Origin of the sequence: Propionimicrobium sp. PCR01-08-3 (assembly GCF_030286045.1) — a bacterium.
Classification (GTDB): Bacteria; Actinomycetota; Actinomycetes; order Propionibacteriales; family Propionibacteriaceae; genus Brooklawnia.
Map to the genome: position 1 here is coordinate 2887495 of NZ_CP127390.1, position 21558 is coordinate 2909052.

Consider the following 21558-nt stretch of genomic DNA (forward strand, 5'->3'; position numbering starts at 1 on the left):
CAACGCGAGGCTGGAAGGGGTCTCACCGCGTGAAGGACATCGTCGTATTTTCTGGTTCGGCCCACCACGAGTTGGCCAATCGTATTTGCGAACACCTGGACACCAGGCTGTGCCCGGTGCGCATCAGCCGGTTCAGCAACGACTGCCTCCAGGCGCAGCTGCTGACCAACGTGCGCCAGCGAGACGTCTACATCATTCAGCCGCTGGTGCCACCCACCCAGGAGCACCTGATGGAACTGCTCCTGATGATCGATGCTGCGAAACGTGCCTCCGCGGCACAGATCACCGCGGTGATTCCGCACTATTCCTACGCCCGCTCCGACAAGAAGGATGCCTCGCGTATCTCGCTCGGTGGCCGGCTGGTCGCGGACCTGCTCGTCACTGCAGGTGCCTCACGCGTGCTGACGATGCAGTTGCATTCGCCGCAGGTGCAGGGATTCTTCAGTTGCCCGGTCGACCAGTTGACTCCGCTCGGCGTGCTGGCCGATCACTTCCGGGGCAGCGATCTTGCGGGCGGCGTGGTGGTCTCCCCCGACCTGGGCAACGCGAAGAACGCCACCCAGTTCGCGCGGCTGCTCGGGCTTCCGGTCGCTGCCGGCAGCAAACAGCGGCTGGGCGACGACAAGGTGGTGATCGATTCGATCGTCGGCGACGTGACCGGTCGCCACGCCATCGTGTTGGACGACGAGATCGCCACCGGCGGCTCGATCCTCGAGATCACCCAGCGGCTGAAAGATTTCGGTGCGCTGTCGGTGACCGTCGCCTGCACCCATGGTCTGTTTGCCGGACGCGCCGTCGAGCGGCTGCGGGCCAACCAGTTCATCGACGATGTGGTGACCACGGATACCGTGCCGCCGCCCGACGGCTGGCCCGAGTTGACCATTTTGAGTGTTGCGCCGCTGTTCGCCGAGGCGATCGCCCGCATTCATCAAGGACGCTCGGTGAGCAAGCTGTTCAAGGGTGTCGATCCGGTCTATGCCCCACCGGCCGCTCCGGAAGGGCTCTTCTGAGCGCTGCATGACACTGTCGGATGCGCGAGGTATGGCCCGCTAGTTGGCATCCATGAAGACGAGCTGCATGTGGAGCTGGGCGGCTGTTGGCATGAGCAGCTCCCGACGGACCTAGATCTGGTAGTCGTCTTCGGATTGCGGATGGCCGCGCAGCAGATCGGCGGACGGCGCTGCCCGGCGCGCGGCTCTCGGCTGATCGACCATATCCAGCTCGGGGCTGGGCACCACGGCCGGCACCGGCGGCAGGGTGACCTCGAACCGCCAATAGCCTGCGGGTTTACTGATCGTGATGAAGCCGCCGGCCGCGCGGGCACGTTCTTCGATGCCGAGCAGCCCGAAGGACGGCCGGCTGGTCGACTGCTTCGAGTTGCGGGTGTGATTGGTGAACTCGGCGCACAGGGCGCCGTCGTGCGGAAAGACCCTGATCACACAGTCGCTCTTCGCAGGAGCATGCTGGACGATGTTGTTCACCGCCTCGACCGCAATCGCGGCCAGCGTCCTGCTTTGCAGGCTCGTCGGCGCGTCGATGTTCACATCCTGGGTAACCGTGAATCCAACGGCGGCGAGCCGATCGGCCTGGCCTTCTATCAGCGCAGCCAGAGCGTCCGCATCGATGATTTGGGGCTGGCCGGCACCGAGGCTGGGATCGGTCTGCCGCAACCCGCTCAGCAGCAGCCGGAGTTCATGCGCCGCGTCATTGCACGAGGTGGCGATCTGGGTGAATTCGTCGGCCAAGTCGGGTGAAGTATCCGGACGCATAGCGGCCATGTGGGCACGCATCGCCGCCTGCGATATCTTGTGCACCGCGTTGTCGTGCAGCTCGCGGGCCAGGTCGAGGCGAAGTTCTGCGAGGCGTTCTTCAGAGCGCAGGCGTTCGGCCTCCAGCTGCTCACGGGACGCTCGCATGATCAGTCCGGAACCCACGCTGAGCGCCAATAGTGTCGGTAGGATCGCCGCTGCGCTTCCGGACAGCGAGCGCCCGCCGCTCGCATGAATGACCATCACATAGAATCCGAGCGCGACCAGCGCAACAGTGATCAGCGCCGCATATCGCGACGAACGACGCACCAATGCGAAGATCGGGACGAATAGCGCCAGACCTGCGCCGGATACCTGGTCTGCCGGCAGAAACGCCGACGTCACCAGACCGAGGCCCACGATTCCGGCGCCGGCAACCGAAGATGTCCCGGATACGCCGGCACCGATCGCGAACAACCCGATGGTAATCCACTCCCACGGCTGCTCGGGCGCGTCGGCGATGCCGATGCCGAGCACCAGTGCCGCCAGGACCGGTTCGAGCCAACGTGTCTGAAGCGCGTCGGCAACCGTACGTAGCTTGCCTTGGCGGACTGCTCCGCGGATCGGCGAGATCAAACTAGAACCGCTCAGCTCCAGCAGGTCCAGGGGAACATACGGCAATACCACGGGTCACGCGTGAAGGTCGTGACGACCAGGGCGATGACGGCCGCGTATTTGGCAATCGCAGCAGCAGTGATCGACGCTTTCATGGCAAACTCCTCACCAAAAATTAGGTTATCTACAGGTTAGCCTGTTAAGCGTCCATTGCACCGCATCGATTTAGATCGATTTCCCCGGCCTCGAGCCGTCAGGAACGCCGCTCGTCAATGAGCCCCCACTCGTAGGCGAGGGTCGCCAATTCGGCACGATTGCGTTTGCCGAGCCGCCCGAGCAGCCGGCTCACATAGGTCTTCACGGTGCTGGTCGAATATCCCATTCGCTTGCTGATCTGGGCATTGGTGAGCCCGAGGCCGACGAATTGGACGAGTTCGATGTCGACGTACGACAGCTCGGCCGGGGGCTGCGAACGGACGCTGGCGCGAGCCAGCACCTGGCACACCAGTTGCGGCGAAATGAGTGCGTCCCCCGAGTAGGCGCTGCGCACCCCGTGCTGAATCAGTTCCGGACTGTCAGACTTCAGCAAGAAACCGGACGCGCCGGCCGACAGCGCGTCCATCAGCACATCGTCGCTGGCAAGCGCGGTGAAGCACAACACCTTGAGATTGAACGGCTCCTTGGTCAGCCGCCGGGTCGCTTCGATGCCGTTCAGCCGGGGCATATGGATGTCGACGATCGCCACGTCTGCATTCATGTCGCTCGCCAGTTGGATGGCTTCGACGCCGTCGCAGGCGATCCCGGCCAGGCACATCCCCCCGGCGGCGCCCAGGTAGGTGGCGACGGCCTTGCGCGCCAATGGATCGTCTTCGACCAGCAGCACCCGAATCTCGTGGTCGTCTGGCGGCGCGGTCGTGTTCACCAGATGACCATAGCTGTTTCTTGTCAGAACAAGGCATCAGGATCAGCTAAGTCGCCGCGCTATTGACGGACGAGCCGAAGGCCCGCTGTCAGAGGCAACCCCTGGTGTTGGCCCCCGACGTGGACGATGTGGTCGTCCACCACGCTCAGCTGGGTCGCGTGGCAGCGCAAGGCGGCGATCACGGTCTGCTTCTGGTCGGCGAGGTCGTATCGCTCGAAGCCTTCGGAGTCGTCGTCGGATGCCACCTCGACCAATGGCAGCCCGGACGCCCGGGCGGCGGCCACCGCCAGATCGTGGGCCCGGACGTGATCGGGATGCCCATAGCTGCCCGCCTTGTCGTATCCCACGATCACGGTGGGCCGCACGTGCTCGATCAGGGCCAGCAGATCGGCAACCTCGTCGTCCAGATCGGACGCCGTAAACGTCTCGGGATCATCGATATCGGCCGGGCCGGCCAGCCCTTCGCGTACCCAGCGCATCCCCGAGTCGTGATAATGCCTGGGCGCCAGCCCCCCGGCGCGGGCCGGAGGTGTGCCGAGCAGATAATGCTCCGTTATTCCAAGCGTCTCAGTAGCACAGGCGAGCTCCCGCTCACGGACCCGGATCAGCTCACCGGACGTCGTTTCGGCAGGCAGCACGCCCGCGACGATCTCGCCCTGCTCACCCCTGCTACAGGTCAGCAGCACGACCGGCACGCCGTGGCCGGTCAGCCACGACAACAACGAGCCGGTCTGCACGGTTTCGTCGTCCGGATGCGCGTGGACGAACAGTGGCTTCACTGAGACAGCCTCACTAGCAGAGGCAAGAAGTTCCAAAGGAGTACTCACCGCACCAGCTCCTCGAGATAGCGGGCCTCCAGTTCACGGGCCACGTGCGACCAGGTATGTTGCAGCGCGAACGTGCGACCGGCCTGAGAAAACATCGCACGGTATTCGGCCTCGTCGGTGAATCTGCGCACGGCTTCGGCCCACACCTCGGGATCTCTGCTCGATAACAGCAGACCGGTCTCGCCATCGATCACCGACTCGGGCATGCCGCCGTTGCGGCTTGCCACCACCGGCACACCCGAGGCGGAGGCCTCCAGGTTGATCAGCCCATAGGTCTCGGAGCGGCTCGGATTCAGCAATGCGCACGCCCCCCGCATCATGGTCGCCAATTCGTCGCGGTCTTGCGAGCCGAGATAGGTGACCTCATCGGTGAGCCCGAGGGAATCCACCAACTCGCGCAGTTGGCTCGCGTACCACGAGAAATCGGCGGAAGTCTCTCCTGCGATGACCAGCCTCGGACGATGCCCCTCGGGCAGTGCGGCCAGCGTCCGGACGGCCAGGTCTGGCCCCTTGAGCGGCTGCAATCGGGCAGCGAAGAAGAGATAACAGCCATCCCACGCCCAATGCGGCTCGGCCGGACGTAGCGGGCGGAATTGCTCGGTGTCGACGCCCGGATAGACCACCGTGACCAGATCCGGGCCGGCGCCGAGCCGATCGATAATCGTCCGTCTTTCTGCCTCGCTCACCGCGATGATCAGATCGGACTGTTGGGCCACCTGTTGCTCGCCGGCGTTGCGTCCGGACGATTCCGGCTGCTCCCCCTCGTCAAGCGAACTGCCCGCAGGAGCGGCGACCGAGTGAAAGCTTTGCAGATGCGGCACGCCCATAGCCCGGGCGATCGGGAGGGCGGCCACCCCGGAGAACCAATGGTGGGAGTGAATGATGTCGGCCTGATGCCCCGCGCGTAAGAACCATCCGCTCAGGGCTTCGGAGAATGGCTCGATCAGTACTTCCTGCTCGCTCTTGGCAACCGGACGCGCAGGTCCGGCGTCCAGATTGAAGAGCGTCACCCCTGGGCGAAGCTCGACACTGGCAGGCGCGCCGGGATCATCGCGCCTGGTCAGCAAACTCACCCGGTGCCCACGACGGGCCAGCGCAAGCGCCGAATTGAGAGCGACGACGTTCATGCCGCCCGCGTCCGCCGACCCCGGTGAGGCTGTCGGCGAGGTGTGCATCGAGACCATCGCGACATGCAAGGACCTGGGTGCGTCGTCGGTCAGATCAGCGCTGGTCACTTGAATACTCAATCACGAATTGCCTCGAACGTCTTCTCCGGTCCATGTCGCACGCGGTCCTCGTTGGTCATGGACCTCACCTATCGCCGCTCGGATCAGGCCTCTGATTGCGTTGCCGGACGACTCTCCGCATTATGGCGTATCCACCTTCGAACCACCACCAGGGTGTGTGCTCCAGGCATCGCCGGCACGGCGGTGATCTGGGAAATTGGCCATTCGAGGTGACGAACCTCGGCGGAGCAACGTAGGTTATGGATTCATGACCGATATTGAGCTACCCGAGGGCATCACGCCCATCGACGCTCCACTGGCCGGAATCAAGGTTGATACCGGTGCGGCTAGCGGCGTCATCTATTTCAACGGAGCACACATCGCCTCATGGACGCCCGCTGGTGAGCGTCCGGTGATCTGGCTCAGCGACAAGGCCCGATTCGAGCCGGGCACCGCGATTCGCGGTGGCGTGCCGCTGCTCTGGCCGTGGTTCGGCGCGGGCGCCGACGGCTCGCGCGACCCGATGCACGGTGTGGCACGGATCTCGGAATGGAAATTGGTGCAGGCCAAGGTCAGTCCTGCGGGCACCGCCACTCTTGTTCTGTGTCTGGATGCCGGAGGCGTGGACGAAGCACTGGCAGCCGAACTGCCCACGGATTTCCGCCTCGAACTCCACATTGTGATGGGACAGACGCTGACCGTGCAGCTGATGGCCTTCGCCGGAGATACCGCCCTCGAGTTCGAGAACGGCCTGCACAGCTACTTCGCGGTCGGCGACATTCGTAAGACCCGCGTGGAGGGGCTCGATGGGGCGGCTTACAGCGACCGTCTCACCGACTGCTGCCAGACTCAGCAGGACGCAGTCACCTTCGGCGGCGAAACCGATCGCATCTATGAGTCGACCGAATCGCTGCGGATCGTCGATGAGGAGTGGGATCGCACTCTGCTGATCGAGAAGGTCGGCTCGGCCCAGTCGGTGATCTGGAATCCGTGGGTAGACAAGGCCCGGGCCACCGCTGATCTCGGCGACGACGAGTGGTCTCACTTCATCTGCGCCGAGGCCGTCAATGTGCGCGACCAATCGATTCGCGTCGAACCAGGCTCCAGCTACCTGACCAGCCAGACGATCTCGATCGCCTGAACGCCGACGAAGGGTCAGCGTCCGTAACCCTGGGGATACTGCTGCTGCCCCCACCCTTGCTGCGGCCCTCGCTGACCGGGCGGCTGCTGGCCCGGGTATGCGTAGCCGGGCCCCGGTTGAGCAGGCGGGTAGGCCTGCCCCGGGTAGCCCTGAGGCTGACCGGGTTGCACTGGCTGGTTCAGCTGCGGAGGCTGGCCGGACAGCGGCGGCGGGGTCGCGCCGGCATTCTGCTGCGCGTTCGGGTTCTGGGACGATTGGCCGTATTCGGGGCCGGGCTGCGGAATCTTGTCGCCGGGGATCTTCGAGTCTTCGATCGACTGCGGCGTGGCGCCGTCTTCGCCTTCTTCGATTGCGACCGCCTTCACTGCGGTGCCGATCGCGGTCACCCCTGCTCCGAATCGATCGGACTGGAAGACATCGATCGAGTAGCCGATGATCGCGTTCGTCGAACGCTGCTGGCCTTGCTGCACCATCATCCGGATCGCCTGCTCGCGAGCGAGATAGACCATCTCCGCCGGACCCATGTCGGGGCGCATCTGCTGCTGAGCGCCAACCCCGAATACCTCACCGAGAACAGCCTCGATCCGGTATCCCGGAATCTGGCTCATCGTGACCACCAACATGGCCCCAAGATTAGTGCTCTCTGGTCAACGTTTGATGCCGGTCCGGCGTAGGCCTGGATTAGGCTTTCAAGCGTGAACTTCCGCTCGTGCTATGACCAGGGTTTCGTGCGCATCGCCGCGTCCACCATGCGCACCTCGATCGCGATCCCGCCGGACAATGCGGCGACCGTCATCCGGATCGCCAAGCAGCTGGACGCCGAGGGCGTCGGCCTGGCCGTCTTTCCGGAGCTCTGCCTGACCGGCTACGCGATCGACGACCTGCTGCTCAATGATGTGGTGCTTGAGGCCACGCTGGACGCCATTGAGGCCGTGCGCGAGGCGTCGTCCGAGCTGCTGCCGGCGATCGTGGTGGGTGCGCCGCTGCGGCAGGGCAACCGGCTATATAACTGCGCAGTCGTCCTGCACCGCGGACGCGTGCTCGGCGTGGTGCCCAAGAGCTACCTGCCGAACTACCGGGAGTTCTACGAGAAGCGGCATTTCGCCGAGGCGCCCCTGTGGACGCAGGGCGAGCCGACCATCACGCTGGCCGGGGTTGCCGCCGCCGAGACCGTGCCGTTCGGGGCGGGCATGCTGTTCAAGGCCACCGATCTGCCCGATTTCTGCTTCTCGGTGGAGATCTGCGAAGACATGTGGGTGCCGCTGCCGCCCAGCACGCTGGCGGCGATGCGCGGGGCCACGGTGCTGGTCAACATCTCCGGTTCGCCTATCACGGTTGGACGAGCGGACGACCGCGAGCTGCTCTGCCGTTCGGCCTCGGCCCGCGATCTGGCAGCCTATGTCTATGCCGCGGGCGGGCCGGGCGAGTCTTCCACCGACCTGAGCTGGGATGGCCAGACCTCGATTCACGAGAACGGCGCGCTGTTGGCCTCGACCGAACGCTTCCCGGCTGACTCGCTGTGGTGCTCGGCCGATATTGATCTCGATCTGCTGCGCCAAGAACGGATGAGGCAGAACACCTTCAACGATTGCGCGGCGCGTTTCCCGTTCCCTATGGGTGGCCCGGTGGTGGAATTCACTCTCGACCCGCCGCATCGCGACATCGGCTTGCGGCGCCAGGTTGACCGCTTCCCCTTCGTGCCGGACGACCCGTCCCGGCTCGCCCAGGACTGCTACGAGGCGTACAGCATTCAGGTCTACGGGCTCAAGCAGCGCGTCCGCTCGATCGGAACGCCGAAGATCGTGATCGGGGTGTCGGGCGGCCTGGATTCCACTCATGCGCTGCTGGTCGCGGCCCGTGCCATGGACGAACTCGGGCGTCCGAGATCGGACATTCTCGCGTTCACACTGCCCGGTTTCGCCACCTCGGATCACACCCGCAACAACGCCACCGCATTGGCCACGGCACTCGGCTGCAGCTTCGACACGATCGACATCCGGCCCGCCGCGGAGCAGATGCTCGCCGATCTCGGGCATCCCACCGACGTCTACGACGTCACCTACGAGAACGTGCAGGCGGGGCTGCGCACCGACTACCTCTTCCGGATCGCCAACCAGCGCGGCGGCATCGTGCTGGGCACCGGCGACCTGTCGGAACTGGCGCTCGGCTGGTGCACCTACGGCGTCGGCGACCAGATGAATCACTACGGCGTCAACGCCGGGGTGCCGAAGACCCTGATTCAGCATCTGATCCGCTGGGTGATCGCCAGCGGAGAGCACGATTCCCAGGTGAACGAGGTGCTGCAGTCGATTCTCGACACCGAGATCACTCCCGAACTGGTGCCGACTACCGGAGATGCGAAGCCGCAGAGCACCCAGGGCACCATCGGCCCGTACAACCTGCACGACTTCTTCCTCTATTGGACGCTTCGCCATGGCATGCGGCCAAGCAAGATCGCCTACCTTGCCGAGCAGGCGTGGGTCGAAAAAGACTCGGGGTTGTGGCCCGAGGGATATCCCGAAGACGAGCGGGTCGCCTACGACCTGCCGACCATCACAGGATGGCTGGGTGGCTTCGGCAAGCGGTTCTTCGCCAACCAGTTCAAACGCTCCGCGCTGCCGAATGGCCCGAAGGTGGTGGCCGGCGGGTCGCTGTCGCCCAGGGGCGATTGGCGGATGCCCTCGGACGCGTCGTCCAAGCTTTGGCTGGCGGATCTGGAGAACGTCCCAGAGCAGTGACGCTGCCGGCACAGGGCCGCGCCCGAAATCTGCTCCCGCGCCCGAGATCCCTGGCGCGGCTGTCGATTTCGGGCGCTGCTGTCGTTGAGTAATCACGAACCGGCAGTGATTCCGCAACGTAGCGAGGCCAATCCCGTAACAATGGATGCCATGGCGACTGTGGTGATCATCGGCGGCGGACCGGGCGGCTACGAGGCGGCGATGGTCGCCGCTCAACTGGGCGGTCAGGTCACGCTGATCACCGAGGAGGGTTTGGGCGGGTCGGCCGTGCTGACCGATGTGGTGCCGTCCAAGTCGCTGATCGCGACCGCCGAGGTGATGACCAGGGTGCGGCACGGCCGCGAACTCGGACTGGTGCCCGGCGATCGGTCGCTCAATGAGCTGCATCAGGCGGTCCGGGTCGATCTGGCCGGCATCAACCAGCGCCTGCTGGGGCTCGCCGCCGCGCAGAGCCACGACATCAATGAGGCGCTGGCCGCCCAAGGTGTGCGCCTGATCACCGGACGAGGCAAGCTGCTCAGCACCGAGCGGGTCGTGGCGTCCACCCCGGATGGGGACGAAGAGTTGCCCGCGGACTTCACCTTGATCTCGGTGGGGACGCGTCCGCGTGAACTGCCGGACGCCAAGCCCGATGGCGAACGGATTCTCACCTGGAAGCAGCTCTACAACCTCACCGAGTTGCCCGAGCGGCTGATCGTGGTCGGATCGGGCGTGACCGGCGCCGAGTTCGCGGGCGCCTACAACCAACTCGGCGTCGACGTGGTGCTGGTGTCGTCCCGCGACCAGGTGCTGCCCAGCGAGGATCGCGATGCGGCGAAGGTCATCCAGGATGTCTTCGAGAGCTCGGGCATGACGATCATGTCCCGCTCGCGCGCGCAGTCGGCGCGCCGCGATGGCGATCGGGTGATCCTGACACTGGCGGACGGACGCACGGTCGAAGGCAGTCATCTGCTGATGGCGGTCGGATCTATCCCCAATACCGAGAATCTCGGCCTGTCCGAAACCGGTGTCACGCTGAAATCCGGCGGCCATATCGAGGTCGACCGGATGTCGCGCACCACTGCCCGGGGTGTGTACGCCGCCGGTGACTGCACCGGGGTCTTCCCGCTGGCGTCGGTGGCCGCCATGCAGGGACGCATTGCCATGTGGCATGCGCTGGGCGACGCGGTGCAACCGCTGGATCTGCGCTCGGTCGCGTCCAATGTGTTCACCGCACCCGAGATCGCGACCGTCGGCATCACTCAGCAGCAGATTGATGCCGGCGCACTCAAGGTGCGCTCGGTCACGCTGCCGTTGGCCGGCAATGCGCGGGCGAAGATGCAGGGCCATTACGCCGGTTTCATCAAGATTTTCTGCCTTCCGACTACGGGAATCATCGTCGGTGGGGTGATCGTGGCACCCGGTGCGAGCGAGCTGATCTATTCCCTTTCGCTGTGCGTGTCGGCCAGACTCACCGTCGATCAGGCCGCCCGGGCGTTCGCGGTTTTCCCCTCGCTCTCGGGCTCGATCTCGGAGGCCGGACGCCAGCTGCACAGCGTGAACGAAGACGCGCTGTAGGCGTCCATCCGGGCCATCGCTGAATCGTTGGCTGTCAGCCCGTCCGGATCGCCTGCCGCCCTGGTTGCCGTCGCTCGCCGGAAGGAAGAGATAGGCTCGCTTCCCGGCAACCAGCTCGTCCGGCTCGGCAACCGATTTTGACTTGGCACTAATGGCAAGCGGGAATCACAAGGGCACTGAAAGCCAGCGGGCCGAGCTGTGGAAACCGGTTGCCACGCGGCCACTTACCCGAGATTGACCCATTCGTTTAGGGTTTCTTTTCGCGCATGCACGTCGATAAAGCTTGATCGAGGCTTGTCCCCGATTCGGCACTTAGCGCAGATCGACGTGCCCCGAAAGGAAACAGTCGCCTGTGTCTGCTGACACTCTCGCTTCGCTGCCCCCGACCCCAGACCCGAACGTCGAGTCTGCGAACGACCGAAGCACTGGAGGACTCTCGGAGTCCCACACTCCACCCACTGCGGTCCATACCAGCGGGCCAGCACCGACTGAAACCATCAGCCGCAACCTCGCCGGCTCTATCACGGCGACCGCCATCTTGGCCTTCCTCGGGCTGCTGCTCGAGACCGTGGTCGGCGTGCTCTTCCCCGCGCTGATGGAAACCTTCGGCATCGGGATGGGCGCGGTCTCCTGGATGACCACCGGCTACCTGCTGGTGGTCTCGCTGACCATGCCGCTTTCCGGTTTTCTGCAGCGCCGCTTCACCGCCCGCTCGCTGTTCATGACGGCAGCCCTGGTGGTGTTCGCCGGAGCGATCATCGCCGCCACCGCCCAGATCTACCCGGTGCTGCTGGCCGGACGAATTCTGCAAGGTGTCGGTACCGGCATCTCCACCCCGCTGATGTTCTCCATCATCATGATGCAGGCGCCGCGAGCCAAGGTAGGCATGCTGATGGGTGTCGGAGCCTTGGTGCTCGGCTCTGCCCCCGCTCTCGGCCCAACGCTGGGTGGGGTCATCGGGACGATGGCCGGCTGGCGGGTCGTCTTCTGGATGACGCTGCCGTTGTTGGCGGTCGCGGCGGTCGTGGGCTGGCGCAGTATTCAACAGGTCACCCCGACAAGCAAGGCCCCGCTCGCATTCGGGCAGTTGATTCTGCTTGCCATCGGCCTGATCGGGCTGGTGCTCGGTATCGAGCAGCTCGGTTCGCTACTGAGTGGCGGCACCCAGGCAGCCGTGCTTCAGGTGGTCGTTTCGATCGCACTGGTCGTGCTCGGCCTGGCCTCGCTGGCCTGGTTCGCGATGGCCGCCAGGCGGTCGTCCAACCCGCTTCTTCAGCTCAGCGTGCTGCGCGACCGCGGCTATACCTGGAGCTTGCTGGCCTTCTGCTGCCTGCAGTTCGTGGCGCTCGGACTGGGCTATCTGCTTCCCAACTATGTGCAGCTCGCTCTCGGACGCACCTCGCTGGTCGGCGGTCTGCTGGTGCTGCCCGGTGCCATCGTCGGTGCGGCACTTGCCCCGGTCGCGGGCTCGCTGTTCGACAAGTTCGGCGCGAAACTGCCGATCACCATCGGCGTCGTCACAGCACTGGTGGCGACCGTGGCGATGGCCCTGTTTGGGGTCAAGGCAGGCGTCGTGGGACTGAGCGCGTTCTACCTGGTGTTCATGTTCGGCTTCGCGCTGTGCTTCGCGAATTCCCAGACCAACGGCATGGCCAAGGTGCGCCGCGAGCTCACTCCAGACGCCACCGCCATGATGAGCACCTGCCAGCAGTTCGCTGCTGCGGTCGCGATGACCGTGCTGTCGACCATCATCGCGGTGAACCAGACCGGCCTGGCCCCCGGAAGCACCGAGTTCCAGGCGGGTACGACGTCGGGAGCAGGTATCGCGTTCTGGGTAATCGTCGCCCTCGTCGCGGCGGCGCTGGCCGCCGAGTTGCGGGCATTCGCCTCTCGGAAGGCCTGAGTAGCTGCCTTCCGGCAACTCACGACTGGTTTCTCGTGCAGAACCTTCCGCGATTATCCGCCACCGGCCACCATTCGGCCTGTTGTATCGATCCACGTCATCGATCGCGGAAGGTTTTGCACACTGCTCCGGTTTGACACAGTCCGATCTCCCCGCGTGCACGCCACTAAACTCGCCCTCATGGCAGCATTCGACGTTGATCCTTCCGTTCCCCGCACCCCCGCAGCCGACATCGCGGCTGCCCTGCAGGATCCCGGCTTCGGACGCTACTTCGTCGATCACATGGCGATCGCCACCTGGACGCGTGGTCAGGGCTGGCACGACGAGAAGCTGGCGGCCACCGGGCCGATCCCGCTGCATCCGGCGCTGGCCGGTTTGCATTACGGTCAGGAGATCTTCGAGGGCCTGAAGGCCTTCCGGCACGCGGACGATTCGGTCTGGCTGTTCCGGCCCGAGAAGAACGCGGCCCGCTTCGCCCACTCCGCCACACGTATGGAGATGCCCGCGCTTCCCGAGGGCGATTTTCTCGATTCGGTCAACCAGCTGGTCGCCCTCAATCTCGACTGGGTGCCCGAGCCCGAGGGCGAGAAGAGCCTGTATCTGCGTCCGTTCATGTTCGCCTCGGAGTCGCTGATCGGTGTGCGCGCGTCGAACGAATACACCTATGTCTGCTTGGGCATGCCGGTGTCGCCCTTCTATCCCGAGCCGCTCACCTTGTGGGTGCCACCGATCTACTCGCGCTCGATGGCGGGCGGCACCGGCGACGCCAAGTGCGGCGGCAACTACGGGGCGTCCATGATCGCCGAGGACGAGGCGCACCGCAATGGTTGTGGGCAGGTGCTCTGGCTGGATTCCGCGACCCGGACGCTGGTCGAAGAGGGCGGGACGATGAATTTCCTCGTCATCACCGCTTCCGGAGAGCTGGTGACCCCCGAACTGAACGGCAAGATCCTCGCCGGCGTCACCCGCGACTCGCTGCTGACGTTGGCCGAAAGCCACGGATTGCGGCCGGTCGAGCGTCCGCTGCCGTTTACCGAACTGTGCGAGGGCATCGAATCCGGACGCATCACCGAGGCGATGGCCTGTGGCACCGCTGCAGTGGTCAGCCCGGTGGTGGGCCTGAAGTCTCCCGATCTCGACCTCGTGGTCGGCGACGGGACGCCCGGCGAGAAGACCCTGGAATTGCGTTCTCACCTGACCGGAATCCAATACGGCACCGAGCCCGATCCGCACGGCTGGCTGCGCCGGGTCAGCTGAGGTATTTGCTCGCTTCCCGGATGCTGAGTGGTGCCATCCGGCTGCGATGCCGCTCGACGAAATCGCGCACCCAAACCGGATCGGTTTTGCTGAAGTCGCGCAATGCCCAGCCGATCGCCTTGGTGATGAAGAATTCGGTCTGGCCGAGGTTGTTGACGATGATGCGCTCGAGCAGTTCGGTATCGGTCTTTTCGTGCCGGACGAGCTGATGATCGATCGCCAGCCGGCGCAGCCAGAAATTCTCGTCCACGCTCCAGGCCAGCAGCGTTTCGTTGACCTCCGGATATCGCAATGCGATGTTGCCGACGACTCTGTCCAAACAGTCCACACTGTCCCACCACGATTTCTGGACGACCAGTTCGCGAATGCGTGGGATGTCGTCCGGCGTCAATAACGCGTTCATCCGAATCAGGTAATCTGCCGCCAGATACTGGAATTCCCGCTCGGGTTGCTGCCAGCAGGCCGCAACAAATCCCCAATCGACGGGCGCTTTTCCGAGTTCCTTCAAGAACTCGCGAGCGAGTTTCTTGCGCTGTGGGGTGGCAATTCCGAGAAACGGGAACTGGTCGCGCATATACGCGCTCATCTGAACGGCCTTCTCTGGATCGGCGGCTGCCCGAAGGGTCTCGAAAATGTCCATCGCGTTCGTTTTTATCAACGCATCAATGTAAGCCTGATTGTCCCGGCGGGCGCGTCCAATTGCGCTCTCGCCGCCGAGTGCAACCACGAGTTCCGGGCGAACATCCTTCCACTTCGTCGTCGCCATGAAAGAAGTGTAGGGGCTTCCTAGTCAAGCCACAGCTCGGCAAAGACAAGATCAAGAGGCATAACGACTTCGGCCACAGGTTGCCGCTTACCTTGGACCAGGAATCGCGTCCGCCCCTAGGCTTGGTGCAGTTCGCTACAGCGAGCGCGCCGACGGGAGGATTGAGATGGGCAACGAGCAGGCACAGACAACCCCCGTCAGAATCGGCGTCCTCACCAGCGGCGGCGACGCGCAGGGCATGAACGCGGCGGTACGCGCGGTCGTCCGCACCGCATTGAGCCGGGGCGCCGAAGTCTTCGCGATCTTCGAGGGCTACCAGGGCATGATCGACGGCGGCGACGGTATCCGCCCGTTCGGCTGGGACGATGTCGGCTCGATCCTGGCCAAGGGCGGCACCGTCATCGGCACCTTCCGGAGCACCGAGTTCCGCACCCGCGAGGGCCGGCTGAAGGCCGTCGCAAATCTGGTGGATCGCGGGATCGACCGGTTGATCGTGATCGGCGGCGACGGCTCTCTGACCGGGCTCGACATGCTGCGCCAAGAGTGGCCCTCCCTGCTGGACGAACTCGTCGCAAGTGACCGGATCAGTGCAGAACAAGCCTCCCGGCACGCCGATCTGATCATCGCCGGTCTGGTCGGCTCTATCGACAATGACCTTGTCGGAGTGGATTCGACGATCGGCGCCGACACCGCACTGCATCGCATCATGGAGGCCATCGATGCCCTGTCGAGCACCGCGGCAAGCCACCAGCGCAGCTTCGTCCTCGAGGTCATGGGACGCCATTGCGGCTACCTGGCATTGGCCGCCGCCATCGTCGGCGGTTGCGACTACGTGCTGATCCCCGAGAACCCACCCGAGCAGGGCTGGGAGGACGAGATGTGCGAGATCTTGCGCACCGCCCGTGCCCGCGGCAGGCGCGATTCGATCGTGGTGGTCGCCGAGGGCGCCACCGACCGCCACGGCAACCCGATCAAGAGCGAGTACGTCCGTCAGGTCATCGAGGACCACCTGCACGAGGCCACCCGCACCACGATCCTCGGGCACGTGCAGCGCGGCGGCACCCCCAGCGCCTACGACCGTTGGACGCCCACCTGGCTCGGCGCCGAGGCCGTCGACGAGGTGCTCAGCCCGTCGAAGCCCGGCGAGGCGAAAGTGATCGGCATTCTGGGCAACGGTGTCGTCCGGCTGCCGCTGGCCACCGCCATCGAGAACACCCAGCAGGTGCCGGAACTGATCTCGTCCGGCGACTATAAGGCCGCCATGGACGCCCGGGGGCCCTCGTTCAACGAACTCGATTCGATCTTCGCCGAATTGTCGAAGCCCCAACGGTACGCGGCACCCGACGGCTCGAAGCGCATCGGTATCGTGCACGCCGGCGGGCTGGCCCCGGGCATGAATACCGCTGCCGCCATTGCGGTGCGGCTAGGCATTTCACGCGGATTCTCGATGGTCGGCATCCAGAACGGATTCGACGGTCTGCGCAAGGGCGAGGCCCGCGATCTCGGCTGGGACGATGTCGAGGGCTGGATCGGTACCGGCGGTGCCGAACTGGGGTTGCGGCGAGGCGTGCCAGCGGCAGAGGACCTCTATCAGATCAGCCGCTCCCTGGAGAATCTGCACATCGACGCGCTGCTGGTGATCGGCGGCTGGAACGCCTACCAGGCGGCAAACCTGCTGCATTCGGAGCGCACCCGCTACCCCGCATTCCAGGTCCCGATCGTGGCGGTGCCGGCGTCCATCGACAACAATCTGCCCGGCACCGAGCTCGCCATCGGCGCCGACACCGCGCTGAACATCAACGCGAGCTCGATCGACATGATCAAGATGAGCGGGGCGGCCACCACCCGCGCCTTCATCGTCGAGACCATGGGACGCTACTGCGGATTCCAGGCCCTGATGAGCGGACTGGCCGGGGGCGCCGAGCGGGTCTACCTCAACGAGGAAGGCATCGAGTTGGATGCCTTGGCCGCCGACGTGACGTGGTTGCAGAAGAGTTTCGCGACCGGACGAAAGCTCTTCCTCGCGATACGCAACGAGCGGGCGTCCACCTCGTACACGACCGAGTTCATCGGGCAGATGCTGGAGGGCGCGAGCAAGGGCGAATACGACGTGCGGACCCACATCATCGGCCATGTTCAGCAAGGCGGCGAGCCCACTCCCGCCGACCGCCTGCTGGCTGCGCGCCTTGTCAGCGAGGCATTGAACCAACTCGCTGCCGCCTTCGCCGCCGGAAGACCGGTCGGTTCCTATGTGGGACTCACCTCCTCCGAGATCCGAACCTGGCCGCTCTCGCACATGATGGATTTCATGGACGCCACCTATCGCCGTCCGCTCGATCAGTGGTGGCTGCAGCTTCGCCCGGTGATGCAAGCCGTCACCGAGGAGATCACGAAGGTGAAGCACACGGGCCGAGCAGACAATTAGCCGGGCCGAGCTCAGGAATCACGCAGTTGCGGAGCGAATCCGCATCTTCAGCCCAAAGCGGTAGCCGAGTATTCGATTATCTAACTCGACAGCTAGAGCCAAATAGAGGACCCGATCGACACCGTGGTACCGGCAATCTCGATCGCTCTATGCGTGTCTCTTCCAGAACTACTAGACAGCCGAATAGAGTCCTCGCATGGACCCGATCCGCAACCCCTACGCCCCCGGCGCCGGGCAGCGCCCGCCCGAACTCGCCGGCCGCGACGAGCAGCTGCGAGCCTTCGACGTCGTCCTGGAGCGCATCGCGCGGGGCCGCCCCGAGCGATCGGTCATTCTGACCGGACTGCGTGGTGTGGGCAAGACCGTGCTGCTCAATGCCCTCCGGTCATCCGCGGTGCGGGCCGGGTGGGGCACCGGCAAGTTCGAAGCGCGCCCTGACCAGGGCATTCGTCGTCCGCTCGGGGCCGCGCTGCATACCGCGGTGCGCGAACTGGCCCACCCGGACGCCAACACCACGCTGGGCACCATCCGCTCCTTCATCGAGCGGGACGCGGGCCCACGCGCCAAGCTCGCCGAGCGCTGGAACCCCGGGATTCAGGTACCACCCACCCCGGGACGCGCCGACTCCGGCGACATCGAGATCGACCTGGTCGAACTGTTCACCGACGTCGGCGGGCTCGCCGCCGACAAGGGAGTGGGCGTGGCGGTGTGCATCGACGAGATGCAAGATCTGCGCGCCGACGATCTCTCGGCGCTGTGCGCGGCATGCCACGAGATCAGCCAGCAACGGCTGCCGCTGATCATCGTCGGCGCGGGATTGCCCCATCTGCCGACCGCGCTGAGCGCGTCCAAGAGCTACTCGGAACGGCTATTCAGGTACCTGCGTATCGATCGGCTTGATCGGGAGGCGGCCGACCGCGCCCTGCAGATGCCCGCCGAGGACGAAGAGGCAAGCTTCGACGACGAGGCCCTGGCAGCCATGTATCAGGTGACCAGCGGCTACCCCTACTTCATTCAGGCCTATGGCAAGGTCACCTGGGATCTGGCGCCCGCCTCGCCGATCACCGCCGACGACATCACGGTGGCGACCCCCGAGGCCGAAGCCGAGTTGGCGGTCGGGTTCTTCGGCAGCCGCTACGAGCGGGCGACACCTGCCGAGCGCGAATACCTGCGGGCAATGGCCGAGATCGCCGATCCCGACAGCTCGACCGAGGGCGTCCCCACGAGCGCGGTAGCCGAAAAGCTGGACCGCACCCCTCAATCACTCTCCCCCGCCCGCGATGCGTTGCTGAAGAAAGGTCTGGTCTATGCCTGCGAGCGCGGCCAGGTGGCCTTCACCGTTCCCCATTTCGGACGCTATCTGCGCAGCCAGCTCGCGTAGTACCCGCGGGATTCTCAATTATTGGGTTCAGTTATGCAGCTATAGTCTGCAAAAACGTACCCAATAAGTCCGGTCCCTCAGATTTCGGCTGGGCCAACCACGGGCTGCTCTGCAACGGCCCCGTTGAACCCCTCCACGAAGACGCTCGGACCAGCTCGTCCATCTCACCTGCCGGAGTCGCCACGCAACGGCTCTCACTTCGCATAACGTTCGGATAACAGGGCGACAGCGGGGCAGATGTTGCGCGAATGACGTTACCGATGAGACCAGAGTCCGGGAGCGTTCACGTAGCGGCAACTCCCCGAAACGCTCTGGCCGAACCGATGAAAGGGTGAGCTCCGAAGGTGATCCGCAGGCAGCCGCGTAGCGATGCAGTCGCCGTGACGTTTATCTTGCCCGCGTCCCACCCGAATGCGCCGGTGAGCGTAGTGGGCGACTTCAACGAATGGCAGCCGTCACGTCACCCGATGATCAAGCGCCCTGACGGCAGCTTGAGCACGACGATTCTTTTTTCGGCAGGAAGTACTGTTCATTTCCGTTACCTCGGCTGTGACGGGGTCTGGTTCGATGATCCGGACGCAGATTCCATCGATAACCAAGGTGGCTTCATCCGTGTTTGAGAGAGGACGATCGATCATGGCAAATTTGGAGTTCCGTAACAATGAGGCGGGATTCCGCTACGAGGCGCTCGAGGGAGGCGAACTGGTCAGCCAGATCGACTACACCGTCGACGGCGATGTCATGACCTTCACCCACACCGGCACCCCGCCGCAGCATCGAGGCCGTCAGCTCGCCGACAAGCTGACCCGGTGGGCATTGGACGATGTTCGCGCCCGCGGACGCAAGATAGTGCCGTTGTGCCCCTTCACCGCCTCATTCGTGTCGCAGCACTCCCCCGATTACGACGACATCGTGGTGCAGCGCCTGCACTAGCCGAACCGGAAGCATTCGCCTTCGGGTCCGCTGATGACCACCTGTGGCTCTTGTGCCACATCGAGCTCGACCTGCAGCCAGTGCTCGTCGGCGTGCACCCGGTAGCTGAATCGCTCGTTCGTGAGTTCCAGTTTTTCGTGCCGGGCGTCCACCAGCCACGGGTTGCGGCGGCGCAAGGCGATCAGTGCGCGGTATTGATCGAGCAGCCACGGCACCGGGAGCTGCCAATCGGACGGATCGGCGGGCAGTTCCGGGCGAACCTCGTCGTCGCCGCCCGGACGATCATATTTGGTGCCGGGCATACCGGCCTCGTCCCCGTAGTAGACCGAGGGCATGCCGCCGACGGTGCACATCACGGCCATCGCGAGCACCGCAGCGTCGGCCCCCACCATCGTGGTGATGCGAGTGACGTCGTGATTGCTCAGGAAGGTGAGCGGACGCAGAATGTCGAGCAACTCATCGTGCCTGGTTAGCGTCCAATCGAGTTCGAAGAAGTTCGCGTCATTGAGGCTGCTCCAGGTCGACTTCCACAGTTCATAGGCGGTGATCGATTCGAGGGTCGAGGTCTTGAGCCAATCGGATTCGAAGTGAATCACCTCGCCCAAGAAGAGCGCGTGCGGATAGTCGGCCCGGATCTCGGGCAACAGGCCCGCCCAAAACTCGGGATCAACCGCGTAGGCCGCGTCCAGACGCCAGCCGTCGATGCCGCGCGACAGCCAGTGCCGCATCACGTCGGCGACCAGTTTGTGCACGCCCGGGCTTTGATGGTTGAGACGGACGAGATCGTCGCTGCCCTCGAAGTTCAGCCTGGTCGGCGGGTCGGCCGAATAGTCGATGAAGAACCAGTCCGAGGCCGGTGAATCCGGGGATCCAAGAGCCTCGCGAAGCGCCGGGAAATCCTGGCTGACATGGTTGAACACGCCATCCAGCACGATTTTGATACCGCGTTGATGACAGGCACCCACCAGGGCGTCAAAGTCTTCGTCGTCCCCCAGCCTGGGATCGATCGTGAAGTAGTCGAGGGTGTCATAGCCATGTGATTTGGACGCGAAGATGGGCCCGAGCAGCAGCCCGTTGCAGCCCAGCGAGAGCAGATGATCGAGCCAGGCCTCCAGTCGCGGCAGCCGGTGAACGGGTGCCGATCCGGCTTCGAAGCTCTCCGGAGCGTGCAGCGCTCCGGTCATGCCGAGCGGATAAACGGCGTACCAGATTGCTGTTTGCGTCCAACCAGGGGCGGACATGGCAGCCTCCTTCGTCATGCGATCCTGGACCCGTATTCAAGGTCTTCCGCCCACTGATGCGACGGACACCCGCGTGCCTCGACCGAACCTATCCGCACAACCTCTGATCGCCCAATCGTGCGCGAGCCGGTGAATGCAGGCCGATAGCTATGAGCATATTCGGGTTGTCGCCGCGCCGCCGTCAGAACTTTGAGCGCGTCTCTAGTGAGTAAGGCTCACTTGTGCCTACGATGTGGCCATGAGCAGGACAGACCGCAGTCCACGCCGGCGTCTCGACCCCACAACCAGACAGGCAGACATGCTGAGCGCCGCGGCCGAGGCCTTCGCGTCCCAGCCTTATGAGCACGTCTCGATGGCCGAGGTGGCCGCGCAGGCGAATGCGTCCGAGGCGCTGCTGTACCGGTATTTCGGCTCGAAGCCCAGGCTCTATGCCGAGGTGCTGCGCGCCGCGGCTGCCGAGATCGTTGCCCGCCAGAAAGCGAGCGTCCGCGCTTTGGGCCGGGCCGCAGCCATCCGCGACAAGCTAACCGTCGTTGTCAATGGCTATCTCGACTATCTGGCAGGTGCGACGCCGCAGTGGTCGTCCGCGATCGTCAGCGCGCGCGCAGACCCTGCCGAGCTCGCCGACCTGCGCGATCAGTTGCGCGAGGAAAGGCTCGCCGAGTTGCGCGAGCTCATCGATCTCTCGGGCGTCAGTGACTACGCGATCTATGGCTTCCTCGGCTTTCTGGACGCGGCATGTCTGGTCTGGATCGAACGTGGTCAACGTGTCACCGATCGACCGCAACTCGGCACGGCCGCGGTGAACGCGTTGCTCGCGTCCACTCCCGAAGTGCATCTCGACTCCGGACGACATAGCAAGTTCCGCAGATAGTGCC

The 21558-nt window shown here is 64.6% G+C and carries 19 protein-coding genes; 11 read left to right on the forward strand and 8 right to left on the reverse strand.

Annotated elements, in window-relative coordinates; translation table 11 throughout:
* Nucleotides 1–29: 29 nt before the first annotated feature.
* The gene (locus tag QQ658_RS13385; RefSeq protein WP_286025334.1) at nucleotides 30–1010 is read left to right on the forward strand and encodes a ribose-phosphate diphosphokinase; all 981 of its coding nucleotides are present in this window, start codon (nucleotides 30–32) and stop codon (nucleotides 1008–1010) included.
* A gap of 111 nt (nucleotides 1011–1121) precedes the next feature.
* Here the strand turns inward: QQ658_RS13385 and QQ658_RS13390 are convergent, their stop codons facing one another.
* The 5 genes from QQ658_RS13390 to QQ658_RS13410 form a co-directional block, all read right to left on the reverse strand.
* Nucleotides 1122–2384 (reverse strand): histidine kinase, encoded by a 1263-nt coding sequence (locus QQ658_RS13390; RefSeq protein WP_286025335.1) that lies wholly within the window; start codon nucleotides 2382–2384, stop codon nucleotides 1122–1124.
* 11 nt (nucleotides 2385–2395) lie between these two features.
* Nucleotides 2396–2518 (reverse strand): hypothetical protein, encoded by a 123-nt coding sequence (locus QQ658_RS13395; RefSeq protein ID WP_286025336.1) that lies wholly within the window; start codon nucleotides 2516–2518, stop codon nucleotides 2396–2398.
* Nucleotides 2519–2616: 98 nt separating this feature from the next.
* Nucleotides 2617–3285, reverse strand: coding sequence for a response regulator transcription factor (locus QQ658_RS13400; RefSeq protein ID WP_286025337.1), 669 nt, complete (start codon nucleotides 3283–3285; stop codon nucleotides 2617–2619).
* Between the two features lie 59 nt (nucleotides 3286–3344).
* On the reverse strand, nucleotides 3345–4112 hold the full coding sequence (locus tag QQ658_RS13405) for a PIG-L family deacetylase (protein ID WP_286025338.1): 768 nt from the start codon (nucleotides 4110–4112) through the stop codon (nucleotides 3345–3347).
* Nucleotides 4109–5347 carry a glycosyltransferase gene (locus QQ658_RS13410; RefSeq protein WP_286025339.1) on the reverse strand — a complete coding sequence of 413 codons (1239 nt, stop codon included), beginning with the start codon at nucleotides 5345–5347 and terminating at the stop codon, nucleotides 4109–4111. Before QQ658_RS13410 ends, QQ658_RS13405 begins: the two co-directional genes overlap by 4 nt.
* Nucleotides 5348–5606: 259 nt before the next feature.
* On the opposite strand from QQ658_RS13410, the gene QQ658_RS13415 reads away from it, so the two are divergent.
* Nucleotides 5607–6479 carry a D-hexose-6-phosphate mutarotase gene (locus tag QQ658_RS13415; protein ID WP_286025340.1) on the forward strand — a complete coding sequence of 291 codons (873 nt, stop codon included), beginning with the start codon at nucleotides 5607–5609 and terminating at the stop codon, nucleotides 6477–6479.
* A gap of 14 nt (nucleotides 6480–6493) precedes the next feature.
* Here QQ658_RS13415 and QQ658_RS13420 read toward each other — a convergent pair whose 3' ends face one another.
* Nucleotides 6494–7102 carry a heavy metal-binding domain-containing protein gene (locus tag QQ658_RS13420; protein ID WP_286025341.1) on the reverse strand — a complete coding sequence of 203 codons (609 nt, stop codon included), beginning with the start codon at nucleotides 7100–7102 and terminating at the stop codon, nucleotides 6494–6496.
* 72 nt (nucleotides 7103–7174) lie between these two features.
* On the opposite strand from QQ658_RS13420, the gene QQ658_RS13425 reads away from it, so the two are divergent.
* From QQ658_RS13425 to QQ658_RS13440, 4 genes are all read left to right on the forward strand, one after another.
* Nucleotides 7175–9217 carry an NAD(+) synthase gene (locus QQ658_RS13425; RefSeq protein WP_286025342.1) on the forward strand — a complete coding sequence of 681 codons (2043 nt, stop codon included), beginning with the start codon at nucleotides 7175–7177 and terminating at the stop codon, nucleotides 9215–9217.
* Nucleotides 9218–9367: 150 nt separating this feature from the next.
* Entirely contained in the window at nucleotides 9368–10774 is a 1407-nt protein-coding gene (locus QQ658_RS13430; protein WP_286025343.1) for an NAD(P)H-quinone dehydrogenase, read from the forward strand.
* 352 nt (nucleotides 10775–11126) lie between these two features.
* A complete protein-coding gene (locus tag QQ658_RS13435; protein WP_286025344.1) occupies nucleotides 11127–12677 on the forward strand; it encodes an MFS transporter in 1551 nt (516 codons plus the stop codon).
* Nucleotides 12678–12857: 180 nt separating this feature from the next.
* Nucleotides 12858–13934, forward strand: a complete 1077-nt coding sequence (locus QQ658_RS13440; protein WP_286025345.1) for a branched-chain amino acid aminotransferase — start codon at nucleotides 12858–12860, stop codon at nucleotides 13932–13934.
* On the opposite strand, the gene QQ658_RS13445 is transcribed toward QQ658_RS13440, so the two are convergent.
* Nucleotides 13927–14700: a DNA alkylation repair protein gene (locus QQ658_RS13445; RefSeq protein ID WP_286025346.1), complete on the reverse strand. Its 774-nt coding sequence runs from the start codon at nucleotides 14698–14700 to the stop codon at nucleotides 13927–13929. The genes QQ658_RS13440 and QQ658_RS13445 overlap by 8 nt on opposite strands.
* A 166-nt stretch (nucleotides 14701–14866) precedes the next feature.
* On the opposite strand from QQ658_RS13445, the gene QQ658_RS13450 reads away from it, so the two are divergent.
* The 4 genes from QQ658_RS13450 to QQ658_RS13465 all read left to right on the forward strand — a co-directional run bounded on the left by QQ658_RS13450 (nucleotide 14867) and on the right by QQ658_RS13465 (nucleotide 19439).
* Nucleotides 14867–17125 carry a 6-phosphofructokinase gene (locus QQ658_RS13450; RefSeq protein WP_286025347.1) on the forward strand — a complete coding sequence of 753 codons (2259 nt, stop codon included), beginning with the start codon at nucleotides 14867–14869 and terminating at the stop codon, nucleotides 17123–17125.
* Nucleotides 17126–17321: 196 nt separating this feature from the next.
* A complete protein-coding gene (locus tag QQ658_RS13455; RefSeq protein WP_286025348.1) occupies nucleotides 17322–18506 on the forward strand; it encodes an ATP-binding protein in 1185 nt (394 codons plus the stop codon).
* 344 nt (nucleotides 18507–18850) lie between these two features.
* Entirely contained in the window at nucleotides 18851–19126 is a 276-nt protein-coding gene (locus QQ658_RS13460; RefSeq protein WP_286025349.1) for an isoamylase early set domain-containing protein, read from the forward strand.
* Between the two features lie 16 nt (nucleotides 19127–19142).
* A complete protein-coding gene (locus tag QQ658_RS13465) occupies nucleotides 19143–19439 on the forward strand; it encodes a GNAT family N-acetyltransferase (protein ID WP_286025350.1) in 297 nt (98 codons plus the stop codon).
* Here QQ658_RS13465 and QQ658_RS13470 read toward each other — a convergent pair.
* The gene (locus QQ658_RS13470) at nucleotides 19436–20680 is read right to left on the reverse strand and encodes an alpha-amylase family glycosyl hydrolase (RefSeq protein ID WP_286025351.1); all 1245 of its coding nucleotides are present in this window, start codon (nucleotides 20678–20680) and stop codon (nucleotides 19436–19438) included. The two genes, QQ658_RS13465 and QQ658_RS13470, sit on opposite strands and share 4 nt — an antisense overlap.
* Nucleotides 20681–20918: 238 nt before the next feature.
* Here QQ658_RS13470 and QQ658_RS13475 point away from each other — a divergent pair, with 238 nt between their 5' ends.
* The gene (locus QQ658_RS13475) at nucleotides 20919–21554 is read left to right on the forward strand and encodes a TetR/AcrR family transcriptional regulator (RefSeq protein ID WP_286025352.1); all 636 of its coding nucleotides are present in this window, start codon (nucleotides 20919–20921) and stop codon (nucleotides 21552–21554) included.
* The last annotated feature ends 4 nt before the right edge of the window (nucleotides 21555–21558 follow it).

What these genes read in the sequence shown, in the direction of transcription:
- QQ658_RS13465 (WP_286025350.1), top strand. Translation starts at nt 19,143, where the DNA reads ATGGCAAATTTGGAGTTCCGTAACAATGAGGCGGGATTCCGCTACGAG.
- QQ658_RS13395 (WP_286025336.1), bottom strand. Translation starts at nt 2,518, where the DNA reads ATGAAAGCGTCGATCACTGCTGCTGCGATTGCCAAATACGCGGCCGTC.
- QQ658_RS13450 (WP_286025347.1), top strand. Translation starts at nt 14,867, where the DNA reads ATGGGCAACGAGCAGGCACAGACAACCCCCGTCAGAATCGGCGTCCTC.
- QQ658_RS13420 (WP_286025341.1), bottom strand. Translation starts at nt 7,102, where the DNA reads ATGTTGGTGGTCACGATGAGCCAGATTCCGGGATACCGGATCGAGGCT.
- QQ658_RS13440 (WP_286025345.1), top strand. Translation starts at nt 12,858, where the DNA reads ATGGCAGCATTCGACGTTGATCCTTCCGTTCCCCGCACCCCCGCAGCC.
- QQ658_RS13455 (WP_286025348.1), top strand. Translation starts at nt 17,322, where the DNA reads ATGGACCCGATCCGCAACCCCTACGCCCCCGGCGCCGGGCAGCGCCCG.
- QQ658_RS13415 (WP_286025340.1), top strand. Translation starts at nt 5,607, where the DNA reads ATGACCGATATTGAGCTACCCGAGGGCATCACGCCCATCGACGCTCCA.
- QQ658_RS13430 (WP_286025343.1), top strand. Translation starts at nt 9,368, where the DNA reads ATGGCGACTGTGGTGATCATCGGCGGCGGACCGGGCGGCTACGAGGCG.
- QQ658_RS13470 (WP_286025351.1), bottom strand. Translation starts at nt 20,680, where the DNA reads ATGTCCGCCCCTGGTTGGACGCAAACAGCAATCTGGTACGCCGTTTAT.
- QQ658_RS13445 (WP_286025346.1), bottom strand. Translation starts at nt 14,700, where the DNA reads ATGGCGACGACGAAGTGGAAGGATGTTCGCCCGGAACTCGTGGTTGCA.
- QQ658_RS13475 (WP_286025352.1), top strand. Translation starts at nt 20,919, where the DNA reads ATGAGCAGGACAGACCGCAGTCCACGCCGGCGTCTCGACCCCACAACC.